The 14475-nt window shown below is 71.6% G+C and carries 15 protein-coding genes; 11 read left to right on the top strand and 4 right to left on the bottom strand.

Annotation, left to right across the window (positions count from 1 at the left end; genetic code table 11):
• Positions 1-160: 160 nt before the first annotated feature.
• The 5 genes from ACGFH8_RS20015 (at position 161) to ACGFH8_RS19995 (ending at position 4252) form a co-directional block, all read left to right on the top strand.
• Positions 161-1012 carry a CPBP family intramembrane glutamic endopeptidase gene (locus tag ACGFH8_RS20015; RefSeq protein ID WP_393368980.1) on the top strand — a complete coding sequence of 284 codons (852 nt, stop codon included), beginning with the start codon at positions 161-163 and terminating at the stop codon, positions 1010-1012.
• 64 nt (positions 1013-1076) lie between these two features.
• Positions 1077-2210: a sensor histidine kinase gene (locus ACGFH8_RS20010; protein WP_393369130.1), complete on the top strand. Its 1134-nt coding sequence runs from the start codon at positions 1077-1079 to the stop codon at positions 2208-2210.
• Entirely contained in the window at positions 2207-2869 is a 663-nt protein-coding gene (locus ACGFH8_RS20005; protein WP_393368977.1) for a response regulator, read from the top strand. The genes ACGFH8_RS20010 and ACGFH8_RS20005 overlap by 4 nt, the downstream gene beginning before the upstream one ends.
• Positions 2870-3080: 211 nt before the next feature.
• A complete protein-coding gene (locus tag ACGFH8_RS20000) occupies positions 3081-3632 on the top strand; it encodes a GNAT family N-acetyltransferase (protein ID WP_393368974.1) in 552 nt (183 codons plus the stop codon).
• Complete coding sequence (locus tag ACGFH8_RS19995; protein WP_393368972.1) at positions 3629-4252, top strand: GNAT family N-acetyltransferase; 624 nt, start codon at positions 3629-3631, stop codon at positions 4250-4252. The genes ACGFH8_RS20000 and ACGFH8_RS19995 overlap by 4 nt, the downstream gene beginning before the upstream one ends.
• On the opposite strand, the gene ACGFH8_RS19990 is transcribed toward ACGFH8_RS19995, so the two are convergent.
• On the bottom strand, positions 4147-5121 hold the full coding sequence (locus ACGFH8_RS19990; protein WP_393368971.1) for a helix-turn-helix transcriptional regulator: 975 nt from the start codon (positions 5119-5121) through the stop codon (positions 4147-4149). The two genes, ACGFH8_RS19995 and ACGFH8_RS19990, sit on opposite strands and share 106 nt — an antisense overlap.
• A gap of 96 nt (positions 5122-5217) precedes the next feature.
• Between ACGFH8_RS19990 and ACGFH8_RS19985 the strand changes: the two genes are divergently transcribed.
• The 3 genes from ACGFH8_RS19985 (at position 5218) to ACGFH8_RS19975 (ending at position 7391) form a co-directional block, all read left to right on the top strand.
• The gene (locus ACGFH8_RS19985) at positions 5218-5655 is read left to right on the top strand and encodes a VOC family protein (protein WP_393368968.1); all 438 of its coding nucleotides are present in this window, start codon (positions 5218-5220) and stop codon (positions 5653-5655) included.
• Between the two features lie 59 nt (positions 5656-5714).
• Entirely contained in the window at positions 5715-6902 is a 1188-nt protein-coding gene (gene dinB, locus ACGFH8_RS19980; protein ID WP_393368967.1) for a DNA polymerase IV, read from the top strand.
• A gap of 123 nt (positions 6903-7025) precedes the next feature.
• Positions 7026-7391: a hypothetical protein gene (locus tag ACGFH8_RS19975; protein ID WP_393368965.1), complete on the top strand. Its 366-nt coding sequence runs from the start codon at positions 7026-7028 to the stop codon at positions 7389-7391.
• Positions 7392-7523: 132 nt separating this feature from the next.
• Here the strand turns inward: ACGFH8_RS19975 and ACGFH8_RS19970 are convergent, their stop codons facing one another.
• The gene (locus ACGFH8_RS19970; protein WP_393368962.1) at positions 7524-8186 is read right to left on the bottom strand and encodes a ThuA domain-containing protein; all 663 of its coding nucleotides are present in this window, start codon (positions 8184-8186) and stop codon (positions 7524-7526) included.
• A 36-nt stretch (positions 8187-8222) separates the two neighbouring features.
• Positions 8223-9623, bottom strand: coding sequence for a nitrilase-related carbon-nitrogen hydrolase (locus tag ACGFH8_RS19965; protein ID WP_393368959.1), 1401 nt, complete (start codon positions 9621-9623; stop codon positions 8223-8225).
• A 109-nt stretch (positions 9624-9732) separates the two neighbouring features.
• On the opposite strand from ACGFH8_RS19965, the gene ACGFH8_RS19960 reads away from it, so the two are divergent.
• Positions 9733-10887, top strand: a complete 1155-nt coding sequence (locus ACGFH8_RS19960; protein WP_393368956.1) for a sensor histidine kinase — start codon at positions 9733-9735, stop codon at positions 10885-10887.
• A gap of 43 nt (positions 10888-10930) precedes the next feature.
• Positions 10931-11584, top strand: a complete 654-nt coding sequence (locus ACGFH8_RS19955) for a response regulator (RefSeq protein WP_393368954.1) — start codon at positions 10931-10933, stop codon at positions 11582-11584.
• 59 nt (positions 11585-11643) lie between these two features.
• Here the strand turns inward: ACGFH8_RS19955 and htpG are convergent, their stop codons facing one another.
• The gene (gene htpG, locus ACGFH8_RS19950) at positions 11644-13560 is read right to left on the bottom strand and encodes a molecular chaperone HtpG (protein ID WP_393368951.1); all 1917 of its coding nucleotides are present in this window, start codon (positions 13558-13560) and stop codon (positions 11644-11646) included.
• Positions 13561-13722: 162 nt separating this feature from the next.
• Here htpG and ACGFH8_RS19945 point away from each other — a divergent pair, with 162 nt between their 5' ends.
• Positions 13723-14421: an SDR family oxidoreductase gene (locus tag ACGFH8_RS19945; RefSeq protein ID WP_393368949.1), complete on the top strand. Its 699-nt coding sequence runs from the start codon at positions 13723-13725 to the stop codon at positions 14419-14421.
• Positions 14422-14475 lie beyond the last annotated feature (54 nt).

The following is a 14475-nucleotide window of genomic DNA, read 5'->3' as shown; positions in this document are numbered from 1 at the left end:
CTCACCCTCTGCCGACTCGTGCTGCCAGCACGTGATCGGCCTGATCCGTCCCCCATGAGAGCTACGGCGAAGTGTTCTCCACACGGGGATGATGTCGCACGGTGGAATCCCTAGCGTTATCCGGGTCAGCAGGAGCGCCACAACATAAAGGATTGCCGCCATGACCCGCAGCTGGTTCGTTCGGTTCGCCCTCATGATCCTCACCACGCTCGCGGTGTTCGTCGTCGCCCAGGGCATCACCACCATCCGCCGGGACGACACGACCTGGGCACTCGCGTCCGGTGTCGTCACCGCCGTCCTCGCACTGGTGGCCTATCGGTACGCCACCCGCCGGATCGAGAAGCGCCGGCCGACCGAGCTTTCCAGACCACAATGGCTGGTCCCCGGCGCCTTGGCCGGCGGAGCCCTGTTCGGCCTGGTGATGCTCGTCATCTGGCTGCTCGGCGGGGTGGGGACGGTGACGTTCAACTCCTGGATCGGCCTGGCCGCCATGACCAGCATCATGATCAACGTTGCGGTCATCGAAGAGACGCTCTTCCGGGGCGTGCTGCTGCGGATGGTCGCCGAGCGGTTCGGCGGTTGGGCCGCACTCGCCGTCTCGGCTCCGCTGTTCGGCCTGCCGCACCTGCTGAACCACGGAACCGACGTGATCGGTGCGCTCTCCATCACCGTCTGCGCCGGGCTCCTGCTCGGTGGCGCCTACCTGGCGACCGGCTCGCTATGGCTGCCGATCGGCCTGCACCTGGGTCTGAACTTCGCCGAGTCAGCGGTTTTCGGCATCGTCACCGTCGACAGCCCGCTGCCCGACTTCTCGCTCTACAACACCGTCCTGGCAGGATCCGATCTGGTCACCGGCGGAGTCGGCGGACCGGAGGCGAGCCTGGTCACACTCACCGTACTCACAGTGCCCGCGGTGGCCCTGATCTGGTACGCGGCCGCCACCGGACGGATGCGCCGTACCCCGGTCTCCACCCCCACCGAAAGCCGCCCCCTGACGAACGTCGCACGATGAAAGGGGTCCAGCTCAGCACGGACACCCGCACCAGCAACGACTACGGTGCCCTGTCGTGGCCGAGGTGATCGATACCGGCCCCCTGCTCAGGCGTTGGCGGGGCTGGGACGTCACGGTCCGGGACTCCCCCGCGGCGGTCCTGCTGCTCCTCCTGAGCGTGCCGACCCTCGCTACCTCCGGAACCCAGTTCGGCGACCTGCCCACCCGCGCATTCGACGGGTGGGCGCTCGTCGCCGTGCTGCTGGAATGCGTGCCGATGGCCACCCGGCGACGGTGGCCGGGGGCGAGCATCATGGTGACGGCGCTGGGGTTCGGCATCGACCAGGCGCTGTCGTACCACACCATCGGGGGCACCGCCCTCGTGCTGGGAATGGTCAGCGCGGGCATCCACGTGGAACGCCACCGGCGGCCGGTGATGGCGCTGCTCACCGTCGGATTCGTCGGCCTGGCCGTGTTTCTGCACCAACAGGGGGCCTCGGACCCGTTCGTCGTGTGGCTGCTCTCCTACCTGCTTTTGGCGGCGGCCTGGGCCATCGGGTCACGGCTGCGCTCGGCCCGCACGCTGAAGGCCGAGCGGCAGCGGCACATCGCCGAATCGGTGCGCACGGCCGAACGCACCCGGATCGCCCGGGAACTGCACGACATCGTCACCCATCACGTGACAGCGATGGTGTACCAGGCCGAGGCGGCCCGCTATCTCGCCGCCGATCCGGCCCGCCTCGACGAGAGCCTCCGCGCGGTCACCGGAACGGGCCGCCAGGCCATCGCCGATCTGCGTCACCTGCTCGACCTGCTGAACCCCGACCACGACACCTCCGGACGGAAACCGACGATCGGATCGTTGGACACACTCCTCGAACAGACCAGGAACGCCGGACAGCCGGTGGACTTCGTCGAGCAGGGGACGCCGACGGACACGGCCGGCAGCGGCGAGTTCGTCACCTACCGGGTGGTCCAGGAGGCGCTGACGAACGCGCTGAAATACGCGCACGGCCAGCCGACGGCAGTGCGGGTGTCATACGGAGAGAAGAGGATTATGGTGCTGGTGAAGACCCTGGGAACGACGTCGACAGCAGGCCCCGGCGGATCCGGACGTGGGCTCTCGGGATTACGCGAGCGGGTCGAGACGCTGGGTGGAACATTCGACGCCCGGTTCGACGACGAGGGTTTCCTCGTCGAGGCGGAGATCCCGGCGTGATCGGGCCGGTCCGGGTGATCGTCGCCGACGACCAGGCGCTGGTGCGTACCGGGATGGTGACGATCATCGACGCTCAGCCCGACCTGTCGGTCGTCGGGGACTGTGGCGACGGCGAGAGCGCGGTTTCGATGGCTGCGGACCTGCGCCCGGACGTGGTGGTCATGGACGTGCGGATGCCTCGCCTCGACGGCATCGAGGCCACGCGGCGGATCGCGGGCGCCGGGGTGACCGATCCGGTGAAGGTGCTCGTGGTGACGACCTTCAACCTGGACGAGTACGTGTACGAGGCGCTGCGCGCGGGGGCGAGCGGGTTCCTGCTGAAAGACGCCCCCCCGGCCCAACTGCTGCACGGCATCCGCACCGTCGCGATCGGCGCGTCCCTGCTCGACCCGGAGGTGACACGCACCCTGGTGGGTCGGTACGCGTCCCGCATCCGCCCCGCCGAGGAGAAAACCCTGCCCCAGCGTCGGCTGACACCACGTGAGCTCGAGGTCCTGCGGTTGATCGCCGACGGGCGATCGAACAACGAGATCGCCGCCGCACTGACGATCACCCCGGAGACCGTGAAGACATTCGTCTCCCGCATCCTCACCAAACTCGACCTGCGGGACCGGGTTCAGGCCGTCGTCTATGCCTACCGCAACGGAATCGTCACCTAGTGCCTCGACAGGCAGCCTTGAACGGCTAGTCGGGGTGGCGGATCTTGGATCCGGTAGCTCAGGTCCAGGGCGGCGATCATGTGTCGCACACCCAGTCGACCACCGACGCTCCGAAGCCGCATTCGAACCCGCCATCATTCCCACGTCACGCCGACGCCTGATCGGGGATAACGCGTGGAGCCGCTGTCGACGACACCCGTATCGTGGCGCGGTGCTGATCAGACGCGAGACGCCCGCCGACATCGATGCCATCCGGGCGGTACATGCCGCCGCCTTCGCCAAGGCCACGGGCGATGGCGCGGCGGCCCCGGCAACACCGGCCCAGGCAACACCGGTCGAGGCATTCCTTGTCGACTCGCTGCGCGCCGACGAGGGCTGGCTGCCCGCGTACTCCCTGGTGGCGACCGATTCGGACGGCCGGGTGGTGGGGCACGTGGTGGCCACCCGCGCCCGGGTGGCCGACGACCCGGTCGCGGTGGGCCTGGGTCCGCTCGGGGTGCTGCCGGAGTGGCAGCGGCGCGGCGTCGGCAGCGCGTTGATGCACGCGGTGCTCGGCGCGGCCGACGCCCGCGACGAGCCCCTCGTGGTGCTGCTCGGGCACCCCGGCTACTACCCGCGCTTCGGGTTCCGGCCCGCCGTCGAACTGGGCGTCACCCCGCCGCAGCCATGGGGTCCGCAGTACTTCATGGCCCGACCCATGAACGCCTGGCGCGACTCGATCCGGGGCGAGTTCCGCTATGCCCGCCCCTTCGAGGACCTGTGATCGCCCCACGCATCCGCCGGCGGCGCGCCACCGACCTCGACGGATGCGTCGCGGCGCTCGCCGAGGTCCACCGGGTCGACGGGTATCCGCTGAACTGGCCCGCCGACCCACACCGCTGGCTGCGCGAACCGCACCCGGCACGCGCCTGGGTCGCCATCGCCGCCGACGCCGGCTCGGACGCCGGCACTGACACCGACTCTGGCACCGGGGCGGCAGTTGTCGGGCACGTCGCCGTGCACCGGCTGCCCGGCCCGGCGAACGGGCTGCCCGCCCGACCGACGGCCGAGGTCGCTCGCCTCTTCGTGGTGCCGGCCGCCAGAGGGTTGGCGCTGGGCGGCGCACTACTGGAGCGGGCACGGCAGTGGGCGAGCGCGCGCGGGACCGATCTGGTGCTCGACGTGACCACCGGCGACGCCGCGGCCATCACCCTCTACGAGCGCACCGGGTGGCGGTGCACAGGTGTCAGCACCGCACCATGGACTGCCCCGGACGGCGGTCCGGTGTCGCTCCGCCGCTACACGCTGCGCGCCGACGCCACCCCGGCCATCGCCGCGAGGCGGCGGGCGAGCAGGCCCGCGGCCTCGCGCAGCTCCGGCGGCTCCAACACCTCCACCTCGTAATCCAGGCGTGCGAGGTGCGCGGCCAGCCAGTCCAGGCTCTCCCCGCCCACGACCAGCACGCACCACCCGTCGCTGTCGTCCTCGACGCGCCCCACCTGGGGCGGCACCAACGCCCGTACCCGGTCGGGCTGGGCGTGCACCCGCGCGCGGGCCACATACCGGTACGGCGCTCCGGTCACCGACCGCTGCACGAAGGCGACCGGATCCGGGTGGTCGCGCGCCCGGAACCGCCACGTCGTCGCCTCCGCGCCGCCCATCCGGTCCAGCCGGAACGTACGCCAGTCGTCGCGGTCGACGTCCCAGGCCATCAGGTACCAGCGGCGGCCTGTCGTGACCATCCGGATCGGCTCGACGGTCCGTTCGTTCTCCCCGCCGTCGCGGGCGGCGTAGCTGAACCGGACCCGCACGGCGTCGCGACAGGCCCGTGCGAGAGTCACCAGCAACTCCGCGTCGATCTCGGCCACCGGACCGATCAGTGTCTCCGTGGAACCGTGCACGGCCCGCACCTCGGCGCGCAGCCGCGACGGCATCACCTGGTCGAGCTTCGCGAGCGCGCGCAACGCCGCCTCGCCCGCACCGGCGACCGTGCCGCCCGAGGCGAGCCGCAGGGAGACCGCGGTCGCGATCGCCTCCTCGTCGTCGAGGAGCAGCGGCGGCAGCCGGGTGCCCGCGCCGAGTTGGTAGCCGCCGCCCACGCCCGCCGTCGCGTACACGGGGTAGCCGAGCACCCGCAGACGCTGCACGTCGCGGCGCACACACCGGCTGGTGACCCCCAACTCGGCAGCGAGTTCGGTGGCCGTCCAGGACGGTCGCCGTTGCAGCAGCGCCAGCAGCCGAAGAACCCGCTCGGTGGTCGCCTCGACGCTCATGCGCCGATCGTTGCACGAATAGCGGAACGACCCTGTCCGCTATCCGCGAGAGGCTTCAGATCATGACCGACAACGACCAGGAAACAGGGAGCTGACATGGCCCGCGACATACAGATCACGTTCGACTGCGCCGACCCGGGCGCACTGGCGACCTTCTGGGCCGAGGCGCTCCGCTACCAGGTGCAGGCGCCCCCCGGAAACTTCGAGTCGTGGGACCAGGCGCTGGAGGCGATGGGTGTGCCGCCGGAGAACCGCAACGACGCGTCGGCGGTGGTCGACCCCGACGGCTCGGGGCCCCGGCTGTTCTTCCAGCGGGTCCCGGAGCCCAAGCAGGTCAAGAACCGCGTACACGTCGATGTGCGGGCCGCTCCCGGGCTGGAGGGGGACGAGCGGATGGCGGCCCTGGAGGCGGAGGCGGACCGGCTCGTCGGGCACGGGGCCACAAGGCTCAGCCGGCATGAGCCCGCTCCCCCGCTGGGGGCCGGCCACCTCATCATGGCCGACCCCGAGGGCAACGAGTTCTGCCTGGACTGAACCGCGGCGTTCACCCAGCTCACCGCAGTGGTCGCCGGACGCCATGCGAACATGTGTACGTGTCGTCCGGCGCCCACATCCTGCACGCCGACCTGGACGCGTTCTACGCGTCGGTCGAGCAGCGTGACGACCCACGCCTGCGTGGGCGGCCGGTCATCGTCGGCGAAGGCGTGGTCCTCGCGGCCAGCTACGAGGCGAAGGCGCGGGGCGTACGCAGCGCGATGGGTGGCCAGCAGGCGCGCCGGCTGTGTCCGAACGCGATCGTGGTGCCGCCCCGCATGTCGGCGTACACGGCGGCCAGCCGCGCGGTCTTCGAGATCTTCCGACAGACCACCCCGCTTGTCGAGGGGCTCTCCATCGACGAGGCGTTCCTGGACGTGGGTGGCCTGCGGCGGCTGGTCGGGTCGCCGGCCGAGATCGCCGAGCGGCTGCGCCGGGAGGTGTGGGCACGGGTCCACCTGCCGATCACGGTGGGGGTGGCCCGCACGAAGTTCCTGGCGAAGGTGGCCAGTGGGGTGGCCAAACCGGACGGGCTGCTGGTGGTCGCACCGGACGCCGAGGTGGCGTTCCTGCACCCGCTGCCGGTCGAGCGGCTGTGGGGCGTCGGCCCGGTCACCGCGGCGACGTTGCGGGAGCACCGGATCCGCACCGTCGGCGAGGTGGCCCGGCTGGGCGAGGCCGCGTTGGTGTCACTGCTCGGGTCGGGTGCCGGGCGGCACCTGCACGCCCTGGCGCACAACCGCGACCCCCGCTCGGTGCAGGTCGGCCGCCGTCGCGGTTCGATGGGCGCGCAACACGCGCTGAGCCGTACGCCGCACGACCCGGCGGAGTTGGACGCCATCCTGGCCGGTCTGGTCGATCGGGTCTCGCGGCGGATGCGGGGCGCCGGGCGGGCCGGACGCACGGTGATGCTGCGGCTACGTTTCGGCGACTACACCCGGGCGACCCGCTCGCACACGGTGGGCAAGGCGACCGCCGACACGACGCCGCTGCTCGCTGCCGCGCGGGCGCTGCTCCGGGCCGCACTGACCGAGATCGATCGCCGTGGTGTGACGCTGATCGGTGTGTCGGTGGGCAATCTGGACGACAATCCGGTGCAGCCGGAGCTGCCGTTCCACCGCGACCCGGGCGCGGAGCTGGATGCGGCGGTGGACGCGGTGCGCGACCGGTTCGGATCGGCGGCGCTCACCCGCGCGGTGCTGCTCGGCCGGGGCCCGGCCGTGGAGATGCCGCTGCTGCCGGATTGACCGATCTGCGTGCGGTGTCCCGGCGACCGCTGCGACCGGAGACACATCACAGCAGGTCGGCGGTTTAACCCGCGGCTGACGGGTGACCCTTGTGGGGTACAGCCTGACAAGGGGGGACCCGCAATGTCCGACGACGACACCAGCAACCGACCGAGCCGCCGCGCCGAGCGCCCGCACGACGTGACCGACCCTCTGCTGTGGCAGCTGGCGATCGACGTGCTCAGTGCCCACGAGCCGGACGACGAGGGTCACTGCCGCAACCTCCAGTGCGCCGGGCAGTCCTGGCCGTGCGCGGCCCGCAACGGCGCCGAGCAGTCGCTGCGGCTGGCCCGCAGCACCCCCGACTCGGTCGAGATGACAATCGACGGCGACGACAGCGACGAGGGTGCCACGGGCTGGCCCGGGGAGAGCGCCGCACCCCGCTGGGGCTGGAACGCCGGCCCGGTCGCGTCGCACCGGGGACCGAAGGCGTCCGCCTCCGCGGCGTGACGGCGTCCCCCCGGGTACGAACGCTGGGCTGATCCGCACCACACGCACGAACGCTCGGCCGGTGACCCGGCCGGGCGTTCGGCCGTGGTGGCGGAACCGCGCCGTTCAGCTCTCGTGGCGAAGCCACGCCGTTCAGCTCTCGTGGCGAAGCCACGTCACGATGCGCCGCAGCAGTTCCACGTGCCCCGGCGACTCGTACGACCGGGGGTCGTGACCGAGCGCGTCGTAGACGACCCGGCTGCTCCCGACCGTGCGCGCCCAGACGAGCGGGTGGGTGGCGCCGCCCTCGTCGTGGACGTAGAGGGTGTCGACGTCGACGCCGTCGAGCAGCTCCAGGTCGGTGTAGCGCTCGTCGTAGACCTCGAAGTCCCCTAGACCGGTAGTGATCGGGTGCTCGACGTCGGTGCGTCGGATGAGGGTCGACCCGATCGGCGGGTGGAGGGTCCGGCCGCGGTCCCAGGCGGCCCCGACCGTGGACCGCCAGGTCGCGAGCTGGGGAAACGCGATGGTCGCGCTGTGCAGGGCGAGCAGGCTGCCGCCACCGGCCAGGAAGTCGTCGAGGACCCGGCCGAACTCCTCGTCCTCCGCGATCGGGGTGGTGCGGTCGGCGCTGGCGTTCACCACCAGCAGGCGGGCGCCGTCGAGTGCGGTCGCGAGTTGGTCGACCGTGGTCACGATCGCCACCTGGCCCCTGTCGCCGACGAGGTTGGCGACCGCCGCGCTCGTCTCGGCCAACGCGTGCCAGGCATCGGCGTGTGGGCCCTCCCCGCTGAAGATCACAGTGTCGACCGGCATGACCGCGCCCCATCCATCAGGTGGAAAATCTAGACATCACGACATACCCCGCCGCCGCAACCCAGCCACGGCGACGAGCAAAAGGGCCAGGCACAGAACCGGAAACCAGTCCCCGGTACGCGAGTAGACAGTGCCCCATCCGGTCGTCGGAGCGGCGGTGACCAGCAGCTCCGCGTCACCGGCGGTGGTCGTCTCACCCACCAGTGCGCCGCCGGGGTCGGTGACCGTCAGTCGGCCGAGCCAGGCGGCGCGGACCACGGTGAGCCCGTTCTCCACACCCCGGACCCGGGCCATCCGGCTGTGCAGCCAGCCGTCGGAGGTGAAGTCCAGGGCGGGAACGAGCAACACCGACGCGCCCGCCGCCCGATACCGCCGGACCAGGTCGGGATAGTCGAGGTCCTTGCAGATCGCGACCCCGAACCGTCCCTGCACGAGCGCCTCGTCACCCGGTGTCATCCAGTCCTCCAGGCCGGGGACCAGGTGTTGTTTGGTGTACGTGGTGATCGTCCCGTCCGGGGCCAGCACCAGCGCGACGTTGTACGCCGTGCCGGCCCGCCACAGCACCGCGCCGACGACCACCCGGGCCTCGGTCTGCCCGAGCGCGTCCACGAGCAGGGGCAGCGTCGTGTCGGTCACGGCGAACACCTTCTCCGGCAACACGACGACACGCGCTCCCCGGTCGACCAGACCCGCGACGCGCGGACCATAGCGGGTGAGCAGGTCCCGCCCGGCCGGTTCGTCGATCCGGAGCCCGTCCTCGGGCTGCCACAGGGCGACCAGGCCGACGGTCAGCGGCGCGCCCGGTTCCGGGGACCGGCTCAGTGACCAGACCGACCACGTGCCGACGCCGACCAGGAGGGCGAGCAGGCAGGCGAGGGCGGGGCGTGGGTTGTCGAGCCGGCCGACGCGGGTCGGGAGTGCCACGCCGAGCAGGGCGGCGAGGGCGATCGGGACGGCGAGCAGCAGGTAGGTGACGCCCCAGACGCCGGTGAGGGCGGTCCACTGGATGACCGGGCGGACGTCGGCCTGCGTGTAGGCGAGACTCCACCACGCGCCGTTGGGGAGCAGGCGGGACGCGGCGTACTCGCCCAGCACCCACAACGACGGCACGGCGAGGACCGCGGTCACGGTCCGCCCGCGCAGCAGCAGCACCCGGGCGAGCAGGACCGTGCCGCTCGCCAGGCCGATGCCGAGGCCGAGCACACCGGCCACCGCGGGCACCGGTAGGCGCAGGGTGTCGTGGTAGTACCCGACCAGGCCGAGCTGACCGATCGACCAGGCGAGAATCGTCGCGCCGAGCGCGGTCCTCGGGCGTACCCGCACCGAGGCGAGGACCAGCGGGATCGGGGCGAGCCAGGTCAGCGCGGCGACGGGGTGCAGCCCGGAGCCGCCGAGCCAGAGCAGGCCGCTGAGGAGTGCGGCGACGATCGTCATCATGCGTCGATCGTGCGGCCGAGGCGGCGGGGGCGGATCGCCGTACGAGCCGGGGGTGATCTGGTCCCGTGGAGGGAGGCGCGCAGGCGCCGGGCCGGACGATACTGCCGACGTGAAGCGGTACGTCAATCTCGCCGTCACCGTGGCCGCCGTCGCCGCGACCGTGCTGCCCGCGCTGGCCGGCGGGCCACGCGCCTGGTGGGTGCTGCCGCTCGCGGTCGCGTCGTCGGTGCCGGTGCTGTGGCGGGACCGCGCTCTGATTCCCGTCGCCGTCGTCGTGGGCGTCGCCACGACCGTCTCGGCCACGCTCGGCGCGCCCCCGCTGTTGCCGGTCGGCCCGCTCGTCTGCCTCTACACGTTCGCGGCGCGGTCCTCGCTGCCGATCCGCCTGCTCGGCGTCGTGCTCACCGCGGCCGGGCTGGTGGTGTCACTGCTGCATCCACACCCGGACGTGGAGGTGCTGCGGTACCTGTCGGTCGCCTACGTCTTCTCGTACGCCCTGGGCACCAGCGCCCGCGCCCGCCGCACCCAGGCCACCGCCCTCGCCGAACGCGATCGTCGCGTCGCCGGTGAGCGGGCGGCGGCCGTGCTGCGCGAACGCACCCGCATCGCCCACGACCTGCACGACATCCTCACCCACGCGGTCGGCGTCATGATCGTGCAAGCCGAGGCGGGGCCGCTGCTGGTCCGTCCCCACCCGGACCGCGCCGACGCCACGTTCGCCACGATCGCCGCCACCGGCCGCGACGCGGTCGTCCAACTCCGCCGCGCGGTCGGCAGCCTGCGCGAGCCCGCCGACCACCCCCTCGACCAACCGGGCCTGGCCCACCTCGGCGCCCTCGTCGAACGCGTCCGCGCCACCGGGCTGGACGCCGTCCTCACCGTCGCGGCCGGACCGTCGGAGCCCGTGCGCGCAGAGCGGTCCGAACCGCCGGCCGGACCCGGCCGCGGGGTGCCTGTCGAACCGCCCGCGGACGTCGGGGTCGCCGCCTACCGGATCGTGCAGGAGTCCCTGACGAACGTGGTCCGCCATGCCGGGGCGGGCTCGGTCCGCGTCCTGCTGGACCACACGGCGGAGGCGCTCACCGTCTCGATCACCGATGACGGCCGCGGTGACCGGGCCTCCGGCGTGGACCGGCCCGGGTACGGGATCGTCGGTATGCGCGAGCGCGCCCAGGCCTGCGGTGGAACCCTGCGCACCGGGCCCGCCGAGGACGGCCGCGGCTTCACCGTCACCGCCATCCTGCCCCTGCCGGCGGTGGCCTGATGCTGGCGGTCGCCTCGCGGCACCCGACGCCGGGGTGGTGCTGATGCTGCGCGTCGTGCTCGCCGACGACCAGGACCTGTTCCGGGCCGGGTTCGCGACGATCCTCGGTGCCGAGCCGGACATCGAGGTGGTCGCCGAGGCCGCCGACGGCGCGGGCGCGGTGCGTGCCGCCCTCGAACACCTACCCGACGTCGTCCTGATGGACATGCGGATGCCCGTCCTCGACGGCGTCGCCGCGACCCGCCAGGTGTGCGCCCGTACGCCGAGCCGGGTCCTGGCCCTGACCATGTTCGACACCGACGACTACCTGTACGCGGCGCTGCGTGCCGGTGCCAGCGGCTTCCTGCTCAAGGACGTCCCCCGAGCCGACCTGGTGAACGCGGTACGCGTGGTCGCCGCCGGCGACGCGTTGCTCGCCCCCGGCGTCACGGCACGGGTGATCGGTGAACTGCACAGGCGCGGTCACCCGGATCCGGCTCGGGCCGCCGCGGTGACCGCCCTGACCGCTCGCGAGACGGACGTGCTGCGCCTGATCGCGGCCGGTCTGTCCAACGCCGAGATCGCCGCCCACCACCACCTGAGCGAGCACACGGTGAAGACGCACGTCGGCAACGTGCTCGCCAAACTGCACCTGCGCGACCGGGCCCAGGCGGTGATGATCGCCTACGAGTCCGGCCTGGTGATTCCCGGCCAGTGACGTCGGCGGCCGGCGGATCCCGCTGTGCGGGAGGCCGCCGGCCGCAGGGGTGACGCCGGTTACAGGGTGCGGGCCAGTCGGTCGGCGAGCGTACGGGTGAAGCGGGCCGGATCGGTCAGCTCGCCGCCCTCGGCGAGCACCGCCAGGCCGTAGAGCAGCTCGGCGGTCTCGGTCAGGGCGGTGGGGTCGGTGCCCTGCTCGTGGGCCTTGCGCAGCCCGGAGACGAGCGGGTGACCGGGGTTGATCTCCAGGATCCGCTTGGTCGCGGGGATCTCGTGCCCCATCGCCCGGTACATCTTCTCCAGGGTCGGGGTGAGGTCGTGGGCGTCGCCGACGACGCAGGCCGGTGAGGTGGTCAGCCGCGACGACAGACGGACCTCCCGGACGCTGTCGGTCAGGGTGGTGCCCAGCCAGTCCAGCAGCGCGGCGAACTCCTGTCGCTGCTGCTCGCGCTCGGCCTCGGCCTGCTGCTTCTCCTCGTCGGTGTCCAGGTCGATCTCGCCCTTGGCGATCGAGCGCAGCGGACGGCCGTCGTAGGTGCCGACCCGCTCGACCCACACCTCGTCGACCTGGTCGGTGAGCAGCAGCACCTCGTGGCCCTTGGCCCGGAACGCCTCCAGGTGCGGAGAGTTCTCGATGGCGGCCCGCGACTCGCCGGTGGCGTACCAGATGTCGCTCTGGCCGTCCTTCATCCGGGACACGTAGCCGGCCAGGTCAGTCGGCTCGGCCGGGTCGTGGGTGGAGGCCACCGACAGGATGTCCAGCAGCGTGTCGCGGTTGTCGGTGTCGTCGATCAACCCTTCCTTGACCACGGCGCCGAACTCGGTCCAGAAGGTGCGGTAGCGCTCGGCGTGGTTGGCCTTCAGGTCCTTGACGGTGCCGAGGATCTTCTTGACCAGGCGGCGGCGGACGATCTGGATCTGCCGGTCCTGCTGGAGGATCTCCCGGGAGATGTTCAGCGACAGGTCGTGCGCGTCGACCACACCCTTGACGAAGCGCAGGTAGGTGGGGACCAACGCCTCGCAGTCGTCCATGATGAACACGCGCTTGACGTAGAGCTGGACGCCGCGGCGACCCTGCGGGGAGAACAGGTCCAGCGGGGCGTGGCTGGGCAGGAAGAGCAGCGCCTCGTACTCGAAGGTGCCCTCGCCCTTCATGTGCACGACCTCGAGCGGGTCGGCCCAATCGTGGCTGACGTGCTTGTAGAACTCGTTGTACTCGGTGGCATCGACCTCGTCGCGGGGCCGCGCCCAGAGCGCCTTCATCGAGTTGAGGGTCTGCACCTCGCTGGTGGCGGGGGCGTCGTCGGTGCCGGGGCGCTCGACGGTCATCCGGATCGGCCAGGCGATGAAGTCGGAGTAGCGCTTGACGATCTCCCGGACGGTCCACTCGGCGGTGTAGTCGTGCAGGTTGTCCTCGGTGTCGACCGGCTTGAGGTGCAGGGTGACCGTGGTGCCCTGCGGCGCCTCGTCGACCGCCTCGATCGAGTACGTGCCCTCGCCGGTGGACTCCCACCGGGTGCCGCCGGTCTCGCCGGCCTTGCGGGTCAGCAGGGTGACCCGGTCGGCGACCATGAACGCGGCGTAGAAGCCGACGCCGAACTGGCCGATGAGGTCCTGCGAGGCGTGGGCGTCGGCGGACTCGCGCAGCTGGCGCAGCAGCTCGGCGGTGCCTGACTTGGCGATGGTGCCGATCAGCGCGACGACCTCGTCGCGGGTCATCCCGATGCCGTTGTCCCGCACGGTGAGCGTGCGGGCGTCCCGGTCGACCTCCAGGGCGACGTGCAGGTCGTCGGTGTCGGCGACGAGGTCCTTGTCGACGAGCGTGGCCAGCCTCAGCTTGTCCAGCGCGTCGGACGCGTTCGAGATGAGTTCCCGCAGGAAGACGTCCTTGTTCGAATAGATCGAGTGGACCACCAACTGGAGCAGCTGACGCGCCTCGGCCTGGAACTCCAACGTCTCGGCCTGATTGCTCACACCGTCTCCCTTCTCGGCTCGTGCGGAGGTTCGCGGAAAGGATACGAGTCGTCACCGGCCGCGTGGTGACCGCATCCCCGTCGTATTCCCGATCGGGACGGACCGGCTTCGTGAGATAGCTGACTTTGGTGTACAGAAGTCAGGTGGGATAGCGTCACCACCATGAAGATCGCAGGAAGCACCGCCCTCGTCACCGGCGCCAACCGTGGCTTCGGCCGGCACCTGGCCGCCGAACTCCTCGCCCGGGGCGCCACCGTCTACGCCGGCGCCCGCAACCCGGACACCGTCGACCTACCCGGCGTGACGCCGGTGCGCCTCGACATCACCGACCCCACCTCGGTCGCCGCCGCCGCCAAGCTGGCCGGCGACGTGCAGCTTCTGATCAACAACGCCGGCATCGAGACCGGCACCGATCTGCTCGAAGGCGACCTGGACCTCGTCCGACTGGAGCTGGAGACCCACTACTTCGGCAACCTGTCGATGATCCGGGCGTTCGCGCCGATCATCGCGGGCAACGGCGGGGGGACGATTCTCAACGTGCTCTCCGCGCTGTCCTGGGTGAACTTTCCGGCCGTCGGCGCGTACGGCGCCGCCAAGTCGGCCGAGTGGGCGATGACAAACGCGCTGCGCGTCCAGCTCGCCGAGCGGGGCGTGCGGGTCGCCGGCCTGCACGTCGGCTACATGGACACCGACATGGCCGCCGGGGTTGACGCCCCGAAGTCCGACCCGGCCGTGATCGCCCGGATCGGAGTGGACGGCATCGAGGCCGACGCCTACGAGATCGTCACCGACGACACCAGCCGTCAGGTGCAGGCCGGGCTGGCCGGCGGCGTCGCCGCGCTCTACCCGCAGCTCCCCTGACCCGCGACGCGACGGGCCGCCACCGCAACGAACCGGTGGCGGCCCTTTCTCGCC

The sequence above is a fragment of the Micromonospora sp. NPDC049175 genome (assembly GCF_043197345.1).
In the GTDB taxonomy this organism is placed as follows: Bacteria; Actinomycetota; Actinomycetes; order Mycobacteriales; family Micromonosporaceae; genus Micromonospora.
This window is presented reverse-complemented; position numbering and strand designations above follow the sequence as displayed.